The sequence below is a fragment of the Paenibacillus sp. TSM33 genome, from assembly GCF_056099025.1.
The window spans coordinates 689,779-710,288 of record NZ_JBLZXB010000010.1 but is presented as its reverse complement, the minus strand read 5'-3'; the positions used below and the strand labels follow the sequence as shown (position 1 = coordinate 710,288).

Annotated in this window: 21 protein-coding genes; 3 read left to right on the top strand and 18 right to left on the bottom strand. The window is 44.6% G+C overall.

Going from position 1 to position 20,510, the window contains the following annotated elements:
* Positions 1-85: 85 nt before the first annotated feature.
* The 7 genes from ACN6NF_RS07170 to ilvB all read right to left on the bottom strand — a co-directional run bounded on the left by ACN6NF_RS07170 (position 86) and on the right by ilvB (position 7,953).
* The gene (locus ACN6NF_RS07170; RefSeq protein ID WP_064963921.1) at positions 86-502 is read right to left on the bottom strand and encodes a hypothetical protein; all 417 of its coding nucleotides are present in this window, start codon (positions 500-502) and stop codon (positions 86-88) included.
* A 260-nt stretch (positions 503-762) separates the two neighbouring features.
* Entirely contained in the window at positions 763-1,302 is a 540-nt protein-coding gene (locus ACN6NF_RS07165; protein ID WP_013370083.1) for a peroxiredoxin, read from the bottom strand.
* A 323-nt stretch (positions 1,303-1,625) separates the two neighbouring features.
* Positions 1,626-2,702: a 3-isopropylmalate dehydrogenase gene (leuB, locus tag ACN6NF_RS07160; protein WP_474316451.1), complete on the bottom strand. Its 1,077-nt coding sequence runs from the start codon at positions 2,700-2,702 to the stop codon at positions 1,626-1,628.
* A gap of 196 nt (positions 2,703-2,898) precedes the next feature.
* A complete protein-coding gene (locus tag ACN6NF_RS07155; RefSeq protein ID WP_474316449.1) occupies positions 2,899-4,440 on the bottom strand; it encodes a 2-isopropylmalate synthase in 1,542 nt (513 codons plus the stop codon).
* 124 nt (positions 4,441-4,564) lie between these two features.
* On the bottom strand, positions 4,565-5,557 hold the full coding sequence (ilvC, locus tag ACN6NF_RS07150; RefSeq protein ID WP_013309387.1) for a ketol-acid reductoisomerase: 993 nt from the start codon (positions 5,555-5,557) through the stop codon (positions 4,565-4,567).
* A gap of 163 nt (positions 5,558-5,720) precedes the next feature.
* Positions 5,721-6,206, bottom strand: a complete 486-nt coding sequence (ilvN, locus tag ACN6NF_RS07145) for an acetolactate synthase small subunit (protein WP_013370080.1) — start codon at positions 6,204-6,206, stop codon at positions 5,721-5,723.
* Position 6,207: 1 nt separating this feature from the next.
* Positions 6,208-7,953 carry a biosynthetic-type acetolactate synthase large subunit gene (ilvB, locus tag ACN6NF_RS07140; protein ID WP_474316448.1) on the bottom strand — a complete coding sequence of 582 codons (1,746 nt, stop codon included), beginning with the start codon at positions 7,951-7,953 and terminating at the stop codon, positions 6,208-6,210.
* Positions 7,954-8,566: 613 nt separating this feature from the next.
* On the opposite strand from ilvB, the gene ACN6NF_RS07135 reads away from it, so the two are divergent.
* Complete coding sequence (locus tag ACN6NF_RS07135) at positions 8,567-9,007, top strand: GNAT family N-acetyltransferase (protein WP_013370078.1); 441 nt, start codon at positions 8,567-8,569, stop codon at positions 9,005-9,007.
* Between the two features lie 34 nt (positions 9,008-9,041).
* Here the strand turns inward: ACN6NF_RS07135 and ACN6NF_RS07130 are convergent, their stop codons facing one another.
* The 10 genes from ACN6NF_RS07130 to ACN6NF_RS07085 form a co-directional block, all read right to left on the bottom strand.
* Positions 9,042-9,377 carry a hypothetical protein gene (locus tag ACN6NF_RS07130; protein ID WP_474316446.1) on the bottom strand — a complete coding sequence of 112 codons (336 nt, stop codon included), beginning with the start codon at positions 9,375-9,377 and terminating at the stop codon, positions 9,042-9,044.
* Between the two features lie 256 nt (positions 9,378-9,633).
* Complete coding sequence (locus ACN6NF_RS07125) at positions 9,634-10,593, bottom strand: ABC transporter permease (protein WP_010349245.1); 960 nt, start codon at positions 10,591-10,593, stop codon at positions 9,634-9,636.
* Position 10,594: 1 nt separating this feature from the next.
* Positions 10,595-11,674: an ABC transporter permease gene (locus ACN6NF_RS07120; protein WP_474316443.1), complete on the bottom strand. Its 1,080-nt coding sequence runs from the start codon at positions 11,672-11,674 to the stop codon at positions 10,595-10,597.
* Positions 11,667-13,205 (bottom strand): ABC transporter ATP-binding protein, encoded by a 1,539-nt coding sequence (locus ACN6NF_RS07115; protein WP_474316441.1) that lies wholly within the window; start codon positions 13,203-13,205, stop codon positions 11,667-11,669. The genes ACN6NF_RS07120 and ACN6NF_RS07115 overlap by 8 nt, the downstream gene beginning before the upstream one ends.
* 137 nt (positions 13,206-13,342) lie before the next feature.
* The gene (locus ACN6NF_RS07110) at positions 13,343-14,380 is read right to left on the bottom strand and encodes a BMP family lipoprotein (RefSeq protein WP_474316439.1); all 1,038 of its coding nucleotides are present in this window, start codon (positions 14,378-14,380) and stop codon (positions 13,343-13,345) included.
* 368 nt (positions 14,381-14,748) lie between these two features.
* Entirely contained in the window at positions 14,749-15,108 is a 360-nt protein-coding gene (rplT, locus tag ACN6NF_RS07105) for a 50S ribosomal protein L20 (RefSeq protein WP_007429517.1), read from the bottom strand.
* Positions 15,109-15,161: 53 nt separating this feature from the next.
* Positions 15,162-15,362 carry a 50S ribosomal protein L35 gene (gene rpmI / locus ACN6NF_RS07100; RefSeq protein ID WP_042205713.1) on the bottom strand — a complete coding sequence of 67 codons (201 nt, stop codon included), beginning with the start codon at positions 15,360-15,362 and terminating at the stop codon, positions 15,162-15,164.
* Between the two features lie 20 nt (positions 15,363-15,382).
* Positions 15,383-15,880, bottom strand: coding sequence for a translation initiation factor IF-3 (infC, locus tag ACN6NF_RS07095; protein WP_007429515.1), 498 nt, complete (start codon positions 15,878-15,880; stop codon positions 15,383-15,385).
* A gap of 320 nt (positions 15,881-16,200) precedes the next feature.
* Positions 16,201-17,439 (bottom strand): glycosyltransferase family 2 protein, encoded by a 1,239-nt coding sequence (locus ACN6NF_RS07090; protein WP_474316436.1) that lies wholly within the window; start codon positions 17,437-17,439, stop codon positions 16,201-16,203.
* Between the two features lie 56 nt (positions 17,440-17,495).
* Positions 17,496-17,633, bottom strand: coding sequence for a hypothetical protein (locus ACN6NF_RS07085; RefSeq protein WP_013370070.1), 138 nt, complete (start codon positions 17,631-17,633; stop codon positions 17,496-17,498).
* Between the two features lie 405 nt (positions 17,634-18,038).
* Here ACN6NF_RS07085 and ACN6NF_RS07080 point away from each other — a divergent pair, with 405 nt between their 5' ends.
* Both ACN6NF_RS07080 and ACN6NF_RS07075 read left to right on the top strand, forming a co-directional pair.
* Positions 18,039-18,566 carry a phosphatase PAP2 family protein gene (locus tag ACN6NF_RS07080; protein WP_474316433.1) on the top strand — a complete coding sequence of 176 codons (528 nt, stop codon included), beginning with the start codon at positions 18,039-18,041 and terminating at the stop codon, positions 18,564-18,566.
* 51 nt (positions 18,567-18,617) lie between these two features.
* Complete coding sequence (locus ACN6NF_RS07075; protein WP_474317529.1) at positions 18,618-19,751, top strand: MGDG synthase family glycosyltransferase; 1,134 nt, start codon at positions 18,618-18,620, stop codon at positions 19,749-19,751.
* A gap of 44 nt (positions 19,752-19,795) precedes the next feature.
* On the opposite strand, the gene trmB is transcribed toward ACN6NF_RS07075, so the two are convergent.
* Positions 19,796-20,509: a tRNA (guanosine(46)-N7)-methyltransferase TrmB gene (gene trmB / locus ACN6NF_RS07070; RefSeq protein WP_474316432.1), complete on the bottom strand. Its 714-nt coding sequence runs from the start codon at positions 20,507-20,509 to the stop codon at positions 19,796-19,798.
* Position 20,510 lies beyond the last annotated feature (1 nt).

The window sequence follows — 20,510 nt, the reverse complement described above, 5'->3', positions numbered from 1 at the left end:
CCCAAATAAAAGAATAAGTTAAAATAAGCGCCCTACACACCAAAGAAGCTCTCCAGATTTGAGAGCTTCTTTGGTGTGTAGGATGTCAACTGCCGCTCTTATTATGTTGAAGCCGGGATCGTCTTTGACTCATAACAGCCAGTCTTCTCTTAAGCTCTCCCTGCCATTTCTCATCGTTCATTTGTTTGGCTACCGTCAATAAATCCAGCGACATGTCAATTTGGCGCTTCACAATTTCAAATGCATCTTCACTCTCACGATTTACACAATTTTCGAATATCGTGTCATCGTCTTCCATGACATAATCCTGAAAATCAATCTCGGATGCCCCATCTCCATGTGCATACTCAGCCAAAATTTCATACTCATTTTCGACTTTATAATGAACTTCAATGCGACGACATACCGGGCAAAACAGCAAAGGAACATTATGGACTTGGGTGCGGTAATGCTTCAGCGTTCCCTTGGTTCCTACCATGCTTGCTCCACAGCAATAACTCATCCGGGCTCAGCCTCCTCTGAACAAAACCTGTTCTGCCTTGTTTATCTTCTACAATACCTTATTCGCTTTCATCAGGCAAAATTCCTCCAGAACACAGCAACATTTCCATAATTATTTGTTACTTCACTCTGTATTATATGATTCAGACAGGCTATTCCCATATCTTCCGCTTGATCGCGCAGGCAAGCAAGCCCCCAACAACGGTAAAGTAACCGCTTGTTGGGGGCTTGCTTGTTTAAGTTCAACTTGTAAAGCTAATATTACAGATTTTTATCGCCTGGTTTCCAGTTCATTGGGCACAAGCCACCGGATTGCAAAGCTTGCAGTACACGCAATGTTTCTTCTACGCTGCGGCCTACATCGTTGTGGTTAACCACTTGATATTTCAATTCGCCTTCTGGATCAATGATGAACAAGCCGCGCAATGCAACGCCTTCTTCTTCGATCAGAACGCCATAGTCGCTTGCTGTTTTTTTCGTGATGTCAGAAGCCAATGGGAAGTTCAGTTTGCCCAGACCGTTGTTTTCTTTAGCTGTGTTGATCCATGCTTTGTGGCTATGCACAGAGTCTACACTGATACCCAAAATTTCAGTATCCAGCTCTTTGAATTGGTCAGCAGCATCACTCAATGCTGTAATTTCTGTGGGGCATACAAAAGTGAAATCCAGAGGATAGAAGAAAAATACGAGCCACTTGCCACGGTAATCGGAAAGTTTCACCGAGCCAAATTCTTGACCGTCTCCAGATACTGTTTCCAATGCAAAATCAGGTGCGGGTCTTCCTACCAATCTTTCTGCCATAATGTGAAATCCTCCTTTAAAATATGTAAGAAAAACATCCATTTGTGTTTTTCTCAATCATCTGTTTTGTAATAAACAACCTACTTGATAAATGTTATCATTCGCTGAAATCAAAGTCAATATTATAACCATTACTTTTTTATAATTATTTTAAACTAGCTTAAAAATTCACGCTTTATTCACATTTTGAGGGTTTTCTGATATGCAAGTAGCTCCTGATTGCTCAGGAGCTACTGTGTCAAACATTTGCTATATAATTATACTGTATAACCTCACTATATAATAGGAAGCTTTTTTTCAGAACGGGTGCGTTTCCGGAGAATTTAGCGAATAGCTGCTGCGATCAAGTCACCCATTTGAGCTGTCGAAATCGCTTGTGATTTATCCACTGCGATATCTGCCGTACGGTGTCCTGCATCCAGTACCTCAGCTACCGCCTTCTCAATAGCGTCAGCTGCTTTCTCGTACCCGAAGGTGAGGCGGAACATCAAAGCAACGGACAAAATCGTTGCAATAGGATTCGCCAGTCCTTGACCTGCAATATCAGGCGCCGAGCCGTGCACCGGCTCGTACAGACCGAAGCTGCCTTCTCCCAGTGATGCAGAGGAGAGCATACCGATGGACCCAGTCAGCATAGCTGCTTCATCACTAAGAATGTCACCAAACATATTTTCCGTTACGATAACGTCAAAACTGGATGGGCGACGCAGCAATTGCATGGCACAGTTATCGACCAATACATGCTCAAGCTCGACATCTGGATAATCTACAGCGACCCGGTTTACGACTTCCCGCCATAAACGAGAAGTTTCCAGTACATTAGCCTTATCCACCGATGCGAGTTTTTTGCGACGTTTCTGTGCAATTTCGAAAGATTGGCGAACAATACGCTCTACTTCTGTTACATTATATGCGCAAGTATCGACCGCTTCTTCACCCTGAGCACTCTCTCGTCTGTACTTTTCACCGAAATAAATACCGCCCGTCAGTTCACGCACCACGATCAAGTCCGTTCCTTCCAATACCTCTGGTTTCAATGTAGACGCGTCCTTGAGACAATCGAAAACGACAGCAGGACGAAGATTTGAAAACAGACCAAGCTCTTTGCGAATACCGAGCAAGCCGGTTTCAGGACGAAGCTCCTTAGGATTGTTGTCCCATTGTGGTCCTCCTACCGCTCCCAGCAGCACGGCATCTGCAGATTGACATACGGCCAGTGTTTCTTGCGGCAATGGAGTCCCCTTCTTATCAATGGCAATCCCGCCGAACAGTGCATGCTCTGTTTCAAATGAGAGGCCAAACACTTCTTCCGTACGTTTCAAAATTTTCTCTGCCTCTGCCACCACTTCAGGTCCGATTCCGTCTCCCGCTATTACTGCAATCTTTTTAACGTCTGCCATCACGTACACTCCTCTTGTTATACAGCCATAGAGCCGTATTTCTCATACATTCTTTGTAACATAAATAGTACGGCTTTGACCAAGATATAGAATCTATCAATTTAATAGGCTTAGCCTATAAGCTGATTTTTTCATCAGAGAATAAGAAAATAGGACCGGAAACATCCGATCCTTCATTTTTTAGGCCTGTATAAAATTAGGATTTATAGTCTACGCGATTGCTGTAATTTTTACGCTTGTCGATCAAACCATTCAGTGCATCCACATATGCTCGTGCACTTGCTTCCAAAATATCGGTGCTTACCCCGCGTCCCTGTACAGATATTCCGTTTTGAGTCAGCACCACATGTACTTCACCTAGAGCGTCCTTGCCATGGGTAACAGATTTGATGGAGTAATCAGAAAGTACAACACTCTCGCTGCTGGCTTGATCAATCGCATTATAGATCGCATCAACTGAACCATTTCCTTCAGCTTCTGTCTCGATTACCTGACCTTCATCGTTAACCAGGCGCACTTGTGCGGAAGGCGTAGCCTTGTTCCCATAAGTTACGAAAATGGTTTCCAACTTGAAGACTTCAGGTGCATCCGCCAATTTTTCTTCCAGCAATGCCAAGATATCATCGTCCGATACTTCCTTCTTCTTATCAGCCAAATCCTTAAACTGACCAAAAGCGCGATTCAAATCTTCTTCGTTCAATTCGTAGCCCAACTCGATCAAACGCTCACGGAAAGCATGACGTCCTGAATGCTTGCCCAGTACCAGCTTGCTTTCTTTCAGACCAATACTTTCCGGTGTCATAATTTCATAGGTCGTCTTTTCCTTCAGCATGCCGTCTTGGTGAATACCTGATTCGTGCGCAAAAGCATTGGCACCCACGATCGCCTTGTTGCCCGGCACGACCATCCCCGTTAAACGGCTAACCAAACGGCTCGTGCGTGCAATTTCAGACAGTTGCAGAGATGTTTTGGCTTGGAAAAATTCCTGCCTCGTCTCTAGTGTCATGGCGATTTCCTCAATGGCCGTGTTTCCAGCACGTTCTCCGATACCGTTAATGGTTCCCTCGATCTGATCTGCGCCGTTCAGGATGGCAGCAAGCGTATTAGCAGTCGCCATTCCCAAGTCATTGTGGCAATGTGCACTCAATTGAATCTTCTCCACATCGACCACATTTTGCTTAATATGTTTGAATATATTTCCATATTCGTAGGGTGTTAGGTAACCTACCGTATCTGGAATATTGACGACAGAAGCCCCTTCCTGTACAGCCATGGTGACCATTTCAACTACAAAATCAAGCTCCGTACGCCCTGCATCCTCCAATGAAAACTCCACTTTTGGCAAATACTTCAAACCGTAGCGAATGGCTGCACGAGCAGTTTCCAATACCTGTGCCTTCTCCATCCGCAACTTATGCTGACGGTGAATTGGCGAGGTTGCCAAAAAGATATGGATACACGGGTCCTGTGCTCCCTTAAGTGCCTCACGAACCGCATCAATATCCTGTTCCCTTGCACGCGAAAGGCCAATAACGGTTGAATTTTTTACAGCTTTTGCTACTGCATTCACAGCCGCCAAATCACCCGGAGAAGCCGCCGGGAACCCAGCCTCCATACGATCGATCCCCAGCTTTTCCAACTGATGAGCGATCTCCACTTTCTCACGAGTATTCAAGTTCACGCCAGGTGACTGTTCTCCGTCTCTCAACGTTGTGTCAAATATATATATTTTGCGCAACCTAACGCACCTCCTCAGGATTTGGACCCTTAAATTACAATGCGGCTCACGCAATAAGCAGGGCCGCATTGTAATTTAATATTTATAATAATTCATGTTGTCGAGCTTATAGTACAAAAGGTTGTTACTTTTTGATCCAATGCATCATTTCACGCAATTGTCCGCCCACTACTTCAATCGGATGGTTAGCTTCATTACGACGAGTAGCCGTCAGGAATGCACGTCCAGATTGATTTTCAAGGATGAAGTCACGAGCAAATTTACCTTGTTGAATGTCAGTCAATACATCCTTCATGGCTTTCTTCGTATCTTCTGTTACCACACGTGGTCCAGTTACATAATCGCCATATTCCGCTGTATTACTGATGGAATCACGCATTGTTGCCAATCCACCTTCATACATCAGGTCAACGATCAGCTTAAGCTCATGCAAGCATTCGAAGTATGCCATCTCAGGAGCATATCCCGCTTCAGTCAATGTTTCAAAGCCCGCTTTTACGAGTGCGCTCACACCGCCACACAATACTGCCTGCTCACCGAACAGGTCCGTCTCCGTTTCTTCACGGAAGGAGGTTTCAATTACGCCCGCACGTGTACAGCCAATGCCTTTTGCGTAAGCAAGACCGATCTCTTTGGCTTGACCTGTTGCGTCCTGCTCAATTGCAATCAACCCCGGTACACCAAATCCTTCTACATAGGTACGACGTACCATATGTCCTGGGGATTTTGGAGCAACTAGCAATACATCGCTATCTTTAGGAGCTACGATTTGTCCAAAATGAACATTGAAACCATGGGAGAACAAAAGTGCTGCGCCTTTTTTCAGGTTAGGTTCGATTTCATTTTTGTAGACAGAAGCTTGAGTTTCATCAGGCAACAAAATTTGAACCACATCTGCACGGCTTGTTGCATCAGCTACGTTCAGAACTTCAAAACCATCGTTTCTTGCGACATCAGCTGATTTGCCTTCACGCAAACCAATAACAACATTTACACCACTGTCACGCAAGTTTTGTGCTTGAGCATGTCCTTGGCTACCGTAACCAATTACGGCCACTGTTTTTCCTTTCAATACGCTGAGTTCTGCATCTTTTTCGTAGTACGTTGTAACTGCCATGGTTAATTTCCTCCTTTTAATTGGACCCTTCATAATGAGCGGGTACTCCAAGAGACTACGCCTCATGATTGGTATATATAAATCTCTTCGAGCACCCGCTCTTATGCGGGCGGTTCTTTAATGATGTAATGCGTAATAAGCGGTAAATCGTTAAAGCTTTATACTATGCATTGCCACGTATCATAGCTGTAACCCCGGTTCGGGTCAACTCGCGAATACCATAAGGCTTCAATAACTCGATCATCGCATCAATTTTTTCGGTATCGCCAATGACCTGAACGATCAAGCTCGTCGTTCCAACATCAATTACAGCTGCTCTGAACGTTTCTACCACGCCCATAATTTCTGGTCGCTGAGGCGGTTCAGCCTTTACCTTAATCATTGCCAATTCCCGAGCAACCATCGGCTTGGAACTGAGATCGATGACCTTGATCACATCCACCAACTTGTAAAGCTGCTTTTCAATCTGCTCCAAGTTGTTCTCATCTCCTACAGTCACAATGACCATACGGGATAATCCAACTTCCTCCGATTGACCCACAGTTATGCTCTCAATGTTAAAGCCACGGCGACCAAACAGTCCGGACACACGCTGCAAAACGCCGGGATGATCATTTACCAGTACAGCAATGGTATTTTTTGTCGTCATTTTATTCGTCCCCCATCAGCATTTGATCAATGGTCGAACCTTGCGTCACCATCGGATATACATTCTCTTCCTTGCTGACTACAAACTCGACAACGACCGGTCCGGGTGTATCAAGCGCCTCCTGCCAAGCCCGACGTGCTTCTTCCTTATTCGTAGCACGCAGTCCTTTAACACCGTATGCTTCGGCCAATTTCACAAAATCCGGGCTGCCAGCCAGATCAATGTGACTATACCGATTGTTATAGATCAATTCCTGCCATTGCCGAACCATTCCAAGTACCTGGTTGTTAATGATTACGATTTTGACCGGAATGTTATTGATTGCACAGATGGCTAATTCCTGCGAACACATCTGCATGCCGCCGTCTCCGTTAATCGATATTACCAATCTGTCGGGATTGGCCATCTGAGCGCCGATGGCAGAAGGGAAACCAAATCCCATCGTACCCAGTCCACCAGAGGTGACCCATGAGCGTGGCTGATTGAATTTGTAATACTGTGCTGCCCACATTTGATGCTGTCCTACGTCCGTCGTAACGATTGCTCCGCCCTTGGTCGTTTTATCCAACAATTCGATAACCCATTGTGGTTTAAGCACTGTTTCAGAATCCTTATAAGAAAAAGGTTTGTCGGCCTTCCATTGCTGAATTTGCGCTCTCCATGCATCCGCCAGATCCGCGCGTTTCACATCCTGATTCAGCAATTCCAATACTGCCTTCACGTCGCCTACAATTGGAATATCCGCAGCAACATTTTTTCCGATTTCAGCAGGATCGATATCAATGTGTACGATTTTTGCCTGAGGAGCAAATCCATCCAACTTGCCTGTCACCCGATCATCAAAACGGGCACCGATACAGATTAGCAAATCTGACTGTTGAATCGCCTGGTTGGAGGTGTATGTTCCGTGCATTCCCGGCATCCCTGTCCAGAGTTCATGTCCACTTGGGAATCCTCCCAATCCAAGCAATGTTGTCGCAATCGGAATTTCCGTTTTACGAACAAACTCGTAAAGTGCTTCATGTCCACCGGAGTATACAACTCCTCCACCTGCCAGAATGAATGGACGTTCTGCTTCGGCAATAGCTTGAGTCAGCTTGTCTAGTTGAATTTTGTTGGGCAATACTTTCGGGTTATAACCCCGCATGGTCACAGGTTCCGTCTGTGGAACAAACAACGTCTGGGCTGCGGAGACATCCTTCGGAATATCAATCAGCACGGGTCCTTTTCTACCTGTGTTGGCAATATGAAATGCCTCATGGATGATTCGCGGCAGATCCTCTACATCTCTCACCAGATAGCTGTGCTTCGTAATCGGCATTGTAATTCCCGTGATATCAGCTTCCTGGAAAGCATCTGTACCGATCAGGGAAGATACAACGTTACCTGTGATGACCACCAACGGCACCGAATCCATAAAAGCTGTCGCTATGCCAGTTACCAGGTTTGTCGCTCCAGGTCCGGAAGTCGCGATACAGACACCAACTTTACCGCTTGCCCGTGCATAACCATCTGCCGCATGAATAGCTCCCTGCTCATGACGAGTGAGGACATGCTTGAAATCCTTGAAGCCGTACATGGCATCATAGATATAAAGCACTGCACCACCAGGATATCCGAAGACACATTCCACTCCCTCTAGCAAAAGGCTACGGAGTAAAATTTCCGAACCTGTAATCACTTCAGGCTTCATCCACTTTTCACGTAATTCATCGGTTGACCTAACTTCAGGAATTTGTGCACTCATTGGTCATCCTCCTTTACAAAATTTACATACAGCTGACATTTGTAAAAACAAAAAAACCTTTCATCCCTAGAACAGACTTGCTGTTACTGAGGGACGAAAGGCTGTAGCTTCCGTGGTACCACCCGTGTTTGCCCGATATTTCGCAATATCGAACCTTGGCAGGTACAGAAATCTCAAAGGATCTCCATATCTGGCGTCTGTAACGTAGACCGTACGATTTTCCCTAATAGGCGATCCAGCGCCCCGTTAATTTCATGGAGCCCAGATACTTTTCAGGAAAACAGCTCCAAGGTGAGCTCGTTAAAAAGGGATTTTGGTGAAGCTTGCAGCTAATGCCTCACTCTCTGAACAAAAGAGCCCTAATCACTTCGTCCTCTTCATTGCCGTTGTGTTCATGTCATTCTTTCAAATGTTTAGACACATTATATGTCCCCCATCTGGGATAGTCAATACCCAGATTTCATAAAAATTTATGTTTCTCTGTTTAAGCCCCTCTAAGTCGCACGCTTGTAAGAGGTACCCGCATATTATAAAAAAAACCGCACAGTGAGAATTTGTACTCCTCCAAAGCCATGACATGTCTTGTTAAAAGGGTAAAAAAGGAGGCCCGTTTATGATTCGCAAACGTTGCGCCCAAGATGACAATATGATCTTTCGTCTAATCGAGCAAGAGCTTGTCCCTCTATCGCATTTAAGTGCTCAGGAAATGGATCAAATACGCAAAGAATTACCCCGGCGCTTAAACCGGGGCATCACTTTTGTAGCTTGCAGACCGGATAATGCACAGGTTGTTGGCTTCATTCATGTTATGCTGCATGGAGAACTATTATACATTGATTTGATCGCAATCTCTTCGGCTCATCAAGGTAAAAGATACGGAAAAAAGTTGCTGGAGTATGCTGAGCAATATGGTCGATTGCGACGTTGCAAGCGCGCTAAAGTGATGGTGGACGAAGACAATGTGCGAGGGATCCATTTTTATCTACGTCATCAATACCACATGCTACGATACGTGGCTCTAAGCCGATGTCACGAACTCGAAAAGTCATTGTGAAAAGTATGGCTTTCGGGTTTATGATTTTGTAAAACTAAAAAAAGTTGGGGTAAAACGGATAGCCTACCCCGGGGTAGCCCCCGTCTGTATTTGGTCCATACTGTGGACCATATCCTGGTCCTCCATAACCTGGACCATAGCCACCGTAGGCACCAACGTATGGAGCTGTGCCAATGGCAAGCAAATCAAAAAGCACCAGAGGAATAATCGCCTTCGTATTTACTTTTTTCTTACGGTTTGGTTGGAGAATCAGTCGGTTACCCGAAATGCGAATCAGCTTGCCGCTGACCCGGGAGCCATCCTTACGTGTAGCGAAGATGACTTTGCCAACAAGCTTCTCCACCTGCTTTCTGGTTACTGCCTGTTTCATCGTATTTCCTCCTCTTTCTCAACGGATGGACAGATTGAACGGCTCCTTGATAGCTCACCACCACCACAAAATAGACTGGAGCTGACAGGGGCCGAGCGTCCGTCCAATCTGCATAGCACAGTCTATTCCATTCATGCCAGAAGCGTATGTTTAAATGCCTGCACAATGTAAAAAAATCTGGTACCTGCACATGCAGATACCAGATTTTCATATACATTAATGTGTATATTTAAAACATTCAGCTGTCTATGGATTATTAACGCTTGCTTGGATCATACAGTTGACCCAAAGCGGCCGGAGCGCGTGAACGTCCAACTGCCGCTACCAGCACAATAATCGTCAGAAGATACGGCAACATAAAAATAATTTCCTGGGGAATACTTTGCGACCATGCGAACAGCTGCACATAGTTGCGAATTGCTTGTGAAAAACCGAAAAACACTGCTGCGCCAAAAGCACCGAGCGGATTCCATTTACCGAAAATCATAGCTGCAATAGCAATATAGCCCTGCCCCGAAACCGTATTATGTGAGAACATATTGGTTGTAGTCAAAGTGATTGTAGCCCCACCAATCCCAGCCAACGCACCACTAATCATAACACCGATATAACGAAGGCGATTGACTTTGATCCCCACAGTATCAGCAGCACCTGGATGCTCCCCTACTGAACGCAAACGTAAGCCAAACGGTGTTTTATACAAAGTAAAGTAGCCAATTATAACTAATAGAATAGCTAGATATGTCGTTGGATAGGCTTGAAAGAATGCTTTTCCTGCAATCGGAATATCCACAAGATAAGGGATGGATATCTCGTTAAAGCCTTGAATTCGACCTGTGTCACCGTCACCCTCAAATAACAGCTTAACCATATACAATGTGCTACCTGCTGCCAAGAAGTTAATGACAATCCCGCTGATTACCTGATCAGCTTTAAACGTAATAGAGGCTACAGCATGAATCAGTGAAACCAAAATACCGAACACTGCAGCTGACAGCACACCTACCCAGGCCGCAGAGGTGCCTCCTAGCCCCGCTTGCTCGGCATAAAATCCGCCAACACCTGCTGCAAACGCCCCAAATACCATAAGTCCTTCCAATCCCAGATTCGTTACACCGGATTTTTCCGAAAAAACTCCGCCAAGAGACGCAAAAATAATCGCCGTCGCAAAAACGAGCGTTGTATGGATTAATTCACCAAGTGTTAACCAACTCATTTTACAACACCTTCTCTTTCTTCCGCTTGGAGTAGAGCGGCTTTACAACCCAACGCACAATACCTTGGGCCGCAATGAAGAAAATAATCGAGCCAATAACTACCCGGATAATTTCTGGCGGTACATCCGCGCTAAAGCTCATCCCCGCAGAACCATACGTAAGTGTTCCGAACAACACAGAACCGAGTAGTACACCGAACGGATTATTCATCCCGATCAAAGACACAGCGATACCGTCAAAACCGGTTCCTGGTGATCCTGCCATGACAGATTGATAATGGAAAACCCCCAGCACTTCAAAAGCACCAGCTAATCCGGCAAAAACACCACTAATAAACATCGCTTTTATGATATTACGATTTACGTTCATGCCTGCATAACGGGATGCATCCTGATTAAATCCGACAGCCCGAAGCTCATAGCCCTGCTTTGTTTTCCACATGAAAATATAGAAAAACACTGCTGCCAGCACAGCAATAACGGTGCCCCAATGAACCCGAGCATTCCCCATCATCTGGGACAGCCATTCGATGGAAATGGAAGCGGAAGGTTGGATATCCACAGAGCGATTTTCGCCTTCCATAAGTGCGAACTGATTAATCACCAAATTAGCCAAATACAGACCGATCCAGTTCATCATAATACAGGTAATAACTTCGTTCACGCCTCGCTTGGCCTTCAAATAGCCAGCAATCGCTGCCCATAAGCCTCCGAAAACGGCTCCTGCGATCACAGCCAGCGGTGCATGAATGATAGCAGGCAGCCCATGGAGTTTGATACCTACTATCGAAGCAGCTGTCATGCCGACCAAAAACTGACCTTCACCACCGATGTTAAACAATCCGGCACGGGCCGCAAAAGCAAATGCCAAGCCCGTTAAAATCAAAGGAGTCATCTCACGGATCGCTTCGCCAAAGTTGTAGGAATCTCCGTACACGCGACTAAACAAAGCGGAATAAGCCACAATAGGATCATACCCGCCAATCAACATCACGATAGCACCCAGAAGGAGGCCTAAAATAATAGAGACCAGAGCCAGAACAAAGGAGTCTTTTGTGAATATTTTCAATAGGTTAACCATTCTCTACTCCTTTCTTCACTGCACTTCCTGCCATCATCAGTCCCAGTTCCTGGTCATTCGTTTCTTCAGGCAGCACTTCCCCGACAATCTTGCCCTCATAGATAACAGCTATTCGATCGGATACATTCATAATCTCGTCCAGCTCAAAAGAAATAAGCAGTACCGCTTTACCTTGATCCCGCTGGGCAATCAATTGTTTCTGCACAAATTCAATAGCTCCGACATCCAGCCCACGCGTAGGCTGCGCCGCAATGAGAAGGTCTGGATTTTTATCAATTTCACGCGCTATGATAGCCTTTTGCTGATTCCCACCAGATAGTGATCTTGCCTTGGTATGAATATCTGGTGTTCTAACATCGAACTTCTCGATAAGACTTTTTGCCTGTTTTTCTATTGCGTCTTTGTTCAAGAAGCCGTTTTTAGTGTAAGGCGCCTGATAATACGTCTCCAGCACCATATTTTCACTCATGGAAAAATCGAGCACCAATCCATGCTTATGGCGGTCCTCCGGTATATGTGATACGCCTGCCTCTGAAATCTTGCGTGGTGGCTGATTTGCCAGTTCTGTTCCGAGCAAACGGATACTTCCGCTATCCACTTTGCGCAATCCTGTCAAAGCTTCAATCAGCTCACTCTGTCCATTGCCATCTACTCCGGCAATCCCTAAAATCTCGCCGGCCTTGACCTGCAGGTTCAATTCATTCAGTACATGAATGCCATCCTTGTTTTTAGAGATTACTTTGTTCATCTCCAGTACAGTTTGTCCTGGTTGAGCAAGCTTCTTATCCACTTTAAAGGACACACGACGGCCCACCATTTTCTCCGCCAGCTCATTTGGTGTTGTTTCAGAGGTTTTGACCGTATCAATAACTTTACCTCGACGAATGATCGTAACCGTATCTGCAATTTGCATTATTTCTTTGAGTTTATGAGTGATAAGAATAATTGATTTTCCTTCAGCTACTAAGCGCTTCATAATGTCCAGCAACTCAGAGATTTCCTGTGGTGTCAGCACCGCTGTTGGCTCATCGAAAATTAGAATATCTGCACCACGATAGAGTGTTTTGATAATTTCCACACGCTGCTGCATACCAACAGAGATATCCTCAATTTTGGCATTCGGATTTACCTGAAGTCCGTATTGTTCAGACAACCGCTGTACTTCTGCGGCAGCCTTTTTATAATTGATTTTCAGACCTTTACGTGGCTCCGACCCAAGGACAATATTTTCGGTTACGGTAAACGGCTGTACGAGCTTAAAATGCTGATGTACCATGCCGATCCCCAGATCAATCGCCTTATTTGGACTATCAATCTCTACGGGGTTCCCTCCCATTTCAATGGTCCCTTCATCCGGCTGATACAGTCCGAAAAGAATATTCATAAGCGTAGATTTACCCGCGCCATTCTCACCCAAAAGGGCATGAATTTCTCCCTTATGCAGCTTGATGCTGATGGAGTCGTTGGCAACGATGCCGGGGAATCGTTTTGTAATTTGCTTTAACTCAACGACGGGGGTCGCTGCATCCATGAGATCACCCTTATACACTTTATAGTATGTGCTCCAATGAGCTGATATTGACCGTTATAATCTTATAACTCCAGACGTAAGAACAAGGCTAGTCGTATAAACCAGCCTTGTCGCCACCTTTATGTTCTTCATCTAACTTATTTCGAAGGAACTGTAATTTCACCTTTAATGATTTTTTGCTTGTATTGTTCTACAAGATCAAGCACGTCTTTAGGAACGTTTTTCGTAGATGTATCTGCCAAACCAATTCCGTTATCCTTCAAAGCCAGTGTTTCGACACCGCCTTTAAACTTACCGTCAATTACTTCCTGGGATACGCGTTTTACTGCTTCATCTACGCGTTTTACCATCGAAGTTAGTGTTACTTCATCACCAAACTCAAGTGATTGGTCTTTATCTACGCCGATAACCCATACTTGCTGACCTTGCTGCTTACGTGCGAGTGCTTCGTTAAATACGCCAGTTCCTGATCCACCAGCTGCATGGAAAATAATATCAGCGCCGTCGTTGTAGATCGTTGCAGCAGCAGCCTTACCGAGATCCGGCTTATCAAACGCACCTGTATAATTCACAATCAGTTTTGCATTTGGATTTACAGCCTTAACCCCTGCCTCGAACCCTTTTTCAAAACGTTTGATCAACGGGCTGTCTTGTCCACCCACAAAACCAATTTTGTTAGTTTTGGTAAGCTTACCAGCTACAACCCCCACCAGGAAGGAACCTTCATTTTCAGCAAATACAACCGATTTTACGTTAGGCGCATCCACAACACTGTCAATGATGGCCAAATTTTTGTTTGGATTGTCTTTTGCTACTTGTCCAATTGCATTCGCCAAATTAAAACCGATCCCCCAAGTCAGGTTAAAATCACCCTTAACGAATTGGTTCAGGTTAGGAATATAATCTTGGTCGGATTTACTTTGCAGGTATTTAACTTTAGCCCCTGATTCTTTCTCAATAGCTTGAAGTGCCTCCCAAGCAGATTGGTTAAACGATTTGTCGTTTACTCCGCCCACATCTGTAACCATGCCAAGTTGGACATTCGATGCTTTGGCAGAACCGCCTGCTTCTCCACCATTTGCGTTGGACGCACCTTGATTTTTGTTACCGCAGCCTGCGAGAATGACCGAGATCGCCAGCAGCATAACCAAAGACATACTAAACATTTTCTTCATGCTGATACTGTTCCCCCTTAGTGTTAGATCCCTGGACTGTCTCTTTTCTTTAGAAAATGTACTTGCATTTTCATGTCATTTACTGACGAGACAGATCGTACAGAAGACTTACTTTAGAGATTATACAATTATGATCGGCTAAAATCTAGACAATTAATAACCTTGGGTCAATTTTTTTTATAATCCTAAAAATGTAAGCGTTACAAAATCAATAAATCCATACATTCTACCATCACACGTCATATTTATTCGTATTTTGAAGAAAATGAAGTTCTTTTTAGTGTTAAGTATGCACAAAAAAAGGCGTCCCTACACAGCGTACTGCTCGGGACACCTTTGTTACCACTTTCGCGGTTTTCACGCCTTAATTAAGCGTTGATTTTGCCTTTAGCAACAGTTGCCAAAGAGTTGAATGCATTAATATCATTAACTGCAAGATCAGCCAAGATTTTACGGTTAATGTCTACACCAGCCAATTTCAGACCGTGCATCAATTTGCTGTAAGACAAACCGTTCAAACGAGCTGCTGCGTTGATACGCACGATCCACAGTCTGCGGAAGTTACGTTTCGTCTGACGACGGTCACGGTATGCGTAAACAAGCGATTTCATTACCTGCTCGTTAGCTGTTTTAAAAATGCGGTGTTTGGAACCAAAATAACCTTTAGCAAGCTTCAATACTTTTTTATGACGACGACGAACGACGAATCCGCCCTTTACTCTTGCCATATCAAAAGACCTCCCAAATAATGTTTATACTTTATTTATTGCCGTGCTTAATGCTATTTCAGGTTAGCAAGACCTTGTTTCAGACGTCTAACGTCCCCAGGTGCCATCTCAGGGTTAGTACCCAGAACGCGTTTTGCACGTTTGGATTTGTGGGAAAGCAAGTGGTTTTTGTAAGCTTTGTAACGCATTACTTTACCAGTACCGGTAATTTTGAAGCGGCCTTTAAGGCTGCTATGTGTTTTCATTTTTGGCATTGAACTTCCTCCTTAATTTGTCATTGACTCTTTGGAGCCAATATCATAATCATGCTGCGTCCTTCGAGCTTGGGTTGGCGCTCCACGGTACAAAGATCAGCAACTTCCGTTTTCACACGTTCGAGAATTTTTTGCCCCACATTAGCATGGGTAATTTCGCGACCACGGAAACGAACAGAGCATTTCACCTTGTCCCCTTCATTCAGGAACTTCACCACATTGCGAAACTTGGTTTGGTAGTCATGTTCCTCGATGTTGGAACGGAACCATACCTCTTTGATGTCAACGATCTTCTGGTTTTTACGGGCTTCCTTTTCTTTCTTCTGTTGCTCATAGCGGAATTTACCGTAATCCATAATCCGACACACGGGCGGCTTCGCTTGAGGCGCCACGTTCACGAGATCCAAGTTTGCGTCAATCGCCATTTGCAAAGCTTCACGAGTCGGTTTAATCCCGATTTGTTCCCCGTTTGCACCAACTAGACGTACTTCTCTCACTCGAATCTCATCATTGATCATATGTTCCTTACTAATAACCCTCCACCTCCAGAACCTGTTATTGTTGTATTGTGTTTAAGCACAAAAAAGGGATGACGACTATGCAGCCGACATCCCTGTCTGATACTCAATTCATCATGAAAGTTCAATTCACAAATCATTGGATCATGACCAGCCGGCAATACCGGACAGGTGAGAAGTCGGACCTTCTGCTTGTTAATCCATACTTTTCAATTAACATACTTGAATATCATATCATGCTACTACAGAGGCGTCAATACTTTTATAAAAATTAGGTGTACACGTCCTCTGTAGGTTACATAGTTTTACTTCAACGAGCATTAACCTTGCTTGCTCTGTACCTCTTCCAGACGAACAACACGTGTATGCTGGGTGTGGCTCCATTGCTTGTTGTTCTGTGTAAAGAACGCATAGAACGTAATCGGATACCACGAAACCAGATAGACTGGGAACAGCAGCAAGTACAGATATACTTTTTTGAACGTGACCTTTTCCAAGATCATCGCGATCAAAAAGGTGATAATATTCAGACTTATAGCCACAAAACCGGTCCACGCAGGGAATTGTACGTAGATATTTTCAATATTGGGTCCACCAAATAATACAATATCTATCCACATCGCTACTGTCATCAAGAAGGTAAACAGTACGATATACACGTTCAGACCATAAAGAGCCATATCGAATTTAATCAGGCTTCTATCTTTGATACTCTGCCACAACAACGGGAAGAAATAACGACGAGCAACCGTGAAGTGACCTTGCATCCAGCGCAGACGCTGTCTGGAAGAAGCTTTGAATGTCAACGGCTTCTCATCATACACCTTGGCATCGTAATTAAATCTTGGATATACGTTGCGTTGTGTACAACGCATGGTGAATTCCAAATCCTCTACCAGACTTGTTGCACCCCAGCCCATTTCCTTGAGCAGATTTGTTTCAAAGCACATGCCTGTACCACCAAGGAAATTAGCCATATTCAGGTTGTGACGTGACAACTGCCACAAACGGTTGATGTACCAATAAGATACCCCGTATGCTGCTGTGATCCAAGAGTCCTCAGGATTCTTAGTATCAATGTATCCCTGGATAACACGGGCTCCTGAGCACAAGTCGTTGTTCATTTCGCTCAAGAAATTGGTATGCGCCAAATTGTCGGCATCAAACATGACAATGGCATCATATTGACGCGGCATAGCCCATAGCTCCTTGAGCATCCACTCAATAGCATAGCCTTTACCGCGTAAATTTGGATTCGTACGTTCACATGCATTCATGCCGTGAGCACGAACAATGTCCGCTGTCTTATCTGTGCAGTTATCACAGATTACGAATACGTCGTACAGCTCCTTTGGATAGTCAAGCTGCTTTAGATTTTCCATCAATGCTCCGACAACTTGTTCTTCATTGTGAGCAGCCACTAGAATGGCAAATGATTTTTCTGGAGCCGCCTGCTCTTTCCTTTTCTTACGAACCAATCCGAACAAGGAGAATGCAAACTGATAGACTGCGATCACCGCCAGTATAATCTGGAGCGTCACGAAAATAGCGTCTAACATGATCTCTTGTTACCCCCTTTTTATACCCCTTTAAAAATCTTGCGTTTGTCTGTTTTCTATCTGTGTAGCGCAAGTTGCGGCGCTTTGTGCGCCTTTTCTGTAGTTTTGACCCGACCCTTGCTTTCTTCTTTGGCTCTGCGCAGCCCCCTTTTGGCTGACACAGGAATGCCATTACGATTTTCGTTGGTTTTCAATCTTTTGTCAAAGCCCCTAAACGGGTCTCAGCAGCAAAAAAACACGACAAATTCCCGTTTGAACCGAGAATGCGGCGCTGGACCTCTCATTCATGACGCTTAGGTCTTATTTTCATCCATTTGCTAACTTTTTATTTCTTTGGTCCCTCCTTTTTGTGGGCAATTAGCAACCACTTCTAATCACTCTATCTTATTAGACGGATGAACGCAAAGAAAGTTATACAATACAGCTTATATTCCATTAACATTTTTGTGTAGAATTGAACCAGATAAGTGGTGATTCTTGAAATGAACAGCGTTTAAAAATATGATGAGAGCAAGAGAATAATTACTTAAGATCTGATTCTGTCAAATTGATTCAAAATATTTGCCGACAGACCTGAACCGGCAACCGGAGGAAACCAAATGCAACGTCTAGTCGTAAAACTTGTTAATCTGGAGCAGCGATTGTTCAAATGGATCAACGGGCGCTTACACAACCGTTTTTTGAACTTTTGGCTATATTATCTCACACATTTAGGCGGGGCTACCTTTACAATAGCTTCTACGCTTCTGATTTGGTGGCTCGCTCCGTATCCATGGAAAGACTCCGGCATGAAAGGAGCTATCGCTCTTGCGGTCAGTCACATCCCCGTAGCTATCGTTAAAAAGCTGTACCCGCGGATACGCCCGTACTTGGCACTACCAGGTACGAATACATTCCGCAATCCCTTGTCGGATCATTCTTTTCCATCAGGGCATACGACCGCTATTTTTTCAGCTACCGTCCCTTTTATGCTGCAGTCACCCATGCTAGCACTGTTGCTGTTGCCTATAGCGATAATTGTAGGTTTTTCTCGAATTTATCTGGGGCTTCACTATCCCACGGATGTACTTGCAGGAGCAGTCATCGGAACGTCTGCAGCAATAGGAACGGTTGCATTCTGGCCTTAAAGCCGATATGGTATGATTGAGAACATCCCAGCAGGAACAGGTGAAATGAGAGTGGCTAAAAAACGAGTGTTATTATTATCGGAAGGTTTCGGTGCCGGACATACTCAAGCTGCCTACGCGCTCTCAAGCAGCTTGCGGAAGCTTTCTCCGGATGTGCAGACAAGAGTACTGGAGCTGGGGAGCTTTCTGAATCCGAGAATGGCCCCGCTTATTATTACAGCATACAAGAAAACTGTTGTATCGCAGCCTCGCCTAGTCGGATTGGTTTACCGTCATCAATACAAAAAATCATTAAACCGTCTTACAACGCTCGCTTTGCACCGTCTGTTTTACACACAGACCCGAAATATTCTCCGGCAGCTTCGTCCCGATTTGGTGGTATGTACTCACCCCATCCCAAGCGCGGTTATTTCACGTTTGAAGCGCTTAGGCTTACATGTCCCGCTGTGTACCGTCATAACAGACTACGATGCACATGGAACATGGATTAGTCCTGAGGTTGACCGGTACTTTGTATCTACGCCTGAAGTCATGCGTAAGCTGCGCGCGCGCGGAGTACCCGTATCAAAAATCCAGGTGACCGGCATTCCGGTTCATCCTAATTTTTGGGAACATCCAGGGCACGATGAAATTAGAGAACAATTTGGACTTAAACCCATTCCGACAGTACTTGTTATGGGCGGCGGCTGGGGCCTGATGAACGACGAAGTCATACATCGTTCGCTTACCGATTGGAGAGAAAATATTCAATTTATTTTTTGTTTGGGGCATAATGATAAAATCCGTCGTAAAATGGAGCTAGATCCCCGGTTTAATCATCCAAATATTCATATTTTCGGATTCACACGGGAAATCGACAAATTAATGGAGGTATCGAATCTGCTCATTACCAAACCCGGCGGAATGACATGTTCCGAGGGGTTGGCCAAAGGGATTCCGATGCTGTTTCACAAACCTCTCCCTGGACAGGAGGAGGAAAATTGTCAGTACTTTACGGCTCAAGGCTTCGGAGAACCGATTACTTCGCTGGATGTTGTCGTTAAATGGATGAACCGGCTGCTATACGATTTTCCAGAAATCGTTCGCAAGCGACAGGAGCACATTCATAATGTAGCGCGATATTATCCTCTTCAGAGCGCACAGAGTATTTTGGATATACTGGAACCGAACAGGGTGCTTTCCTAAAAGGAAGCACCCTGTCTTGTTTAGTTTATTTATTTTGTCTGCTTTTATTTTCCGTATTTTTCAAGGCGTATTTTTTCGTACTCTTCCAAAGCGTCTTTGCCAATCAGCACCTCGACACGATGAATATTCATACCTTTACCCATGAACTTTTGTTCATATTCTGTCATGACATGCTCCTCATTGATTCCATCACGATGAAGGTTTAACGAAATATTCGTCATTTGCAGACCGCTGTCAGCGAATGAATTTAGAGAAAACTCAAACAATGTCTCCGAGTCCGTCTTAAAATGAATTTGTCCTTTGCTGTTCAAAAGTTGACGATACTTGTCCAAAAAACGCGGATGCGTCAAACGACGGCGAGCATGCTTGGCTTTAGGCCAGGGATCGCTAAAATTCAGATAAATGCGTTCTACTTCTCCTGGTTCAAAAACACTCTCGATCTGTTCAATGTTTGCCAGTGCCAATTTGATATTAGGCGGTGTAACAACTTCTGAATCACTCCAGGCCAGACGGGACTTTTCTGTAGCACGGCGAACCAGCTCATCATACATATCAAAGCCAATATAATTAACCTCTGGATTTCGGTAGCTCATTTGGCTTATAAATTGCCCTTTACCCATACCAAATTCCACATGAATAGGACGATCATTACCAAAAAGCTGCTGCCACTTCCCCTTATACTGTGCTGGTTCCAAGATGACCAGATCCTGCTGTTCTTCCAGACTTTCACGTATTCCTTTTCTTCCGCGTAAACGCATG

Coding starts and splice junctions, on each gene's coding strand:
- ACN6NF_RS07170 (WP_064963921.1), bottom strand. CDS start 502: ATGAGTTATTGCTGTGGAGCAAGCATGGTAGGAACCAAGGGAACGCTG.
- ACN6NF_RS07165 (WP_013370083.1), bottom strand. CDS start 1,302: ATGGCAGAAAGATTGGTAGGAAGACCCGCACCTGATTTTGCATTGGAA.
- leuB (WP_474316451.1), bottom strand. CDS start 2,702: ATGGCAGACGTTAAAAAGATTGCAGTAATAGCGGGAGACGGAATCGGA.
- ilvC (WP_013309387.1), bottom strand. CDS start 5,557: ATGGCAGTTACAACGTACTACGAAAAAGATGCAGAACTCAGCGTATTG.
- ilvN (WP_013370080.1), bottom strand. CDS start 6,206: ATGACGACAAAAAATACCATTGCTGTACTGGTAAATGATCATCCCGGC.
- ilvB (WP_474316448.1), bottom strand. CDS start 7,953: ATGAGTGCACAAATTCCTGAAGTTAGGTCAACCGATGAATTACGTGAA.
- ACN6NF_RS07135 (WP_013370078.1), top strand. CDS start 8,567: ATGATTCGCAAACGTTGCGCCCAAGATGACAATATGATCTTTCGTCTA.
- ACN6NF_RS07130 (WP_474316446.1), bottom strand. CDS start 9,377: ATGAAACAGGCAGTAACCAGAAAGCAGGTGGAGAAGCTTGTTGGCAAA.
- ACN6NF_RS07125 (WP_010349245.1), bottom strand. CDS start 10,593: ATGAGTTGGTTAACACTTGGTGAATTAATCCATACAACGCTCGTTTTT.
- ACN6NF_RS07120 (WP_474316443.1), bottom strand. CDS start 11,674: ATGGTTAACCTATTGAAAATATTCACAAAAGACTCCTTTGTTCTGGCT.
- ACN6NF_RS07115 (WP_474316441.1), bottom strand. CDS start 13,205: ATGGATGCAGCGACCCCCGTCGTTGAGTTAAAGCAAATTACAAAACGA.
- ACN6NF_RS07110 (WP_474316439.1), bottom strand. CDS start 14,380: ATGAAGAAAATGTTTAGTATGTCTTTGGTTATGCTGCTGGCGATCTCG.
- rplT (WP_007429517.1), bottom strand. CDS start 15,108: ATGGCAAGAGTAAAGGGCGGATTCGTCGTTCGTCGTCGTCATAAAAAA.
- rpmI (WP_042205713.1), bottom strand. CDS start 15,362: ATGCCAAAAATGAAAACACATAGCAGCCTTAAAGGCCGCTTCAAAATT.
- infC (WP_007429515.1), bottom strand. CDS start 15,880: ATGATCAATGATGAGATTCGAGTGAGAGAAGTACGTCTAGTTGGTGCA.
- ACN6NF_RS07090 (WP_474316436.1), bottom strand. CDS start 17,439: ATGTTAGACGCTATTTTCGTGACGCTCCAGATTATACTGGCGGTGATC.
- ACN6NF_RS07080 (WP_474316433.1), top strand. CDS start 18,039: ATGCAACGTCTAGTCGTAAAACTTGTTAATCTGGAGCAGCGATTGTTC.
- trmB (WP_474316432.1), bottom strand. CDS start 20,509: ATGCGTTTACGCGGAAGAAAAGGAATACGTGAAAGTCTGGAAGAACAG.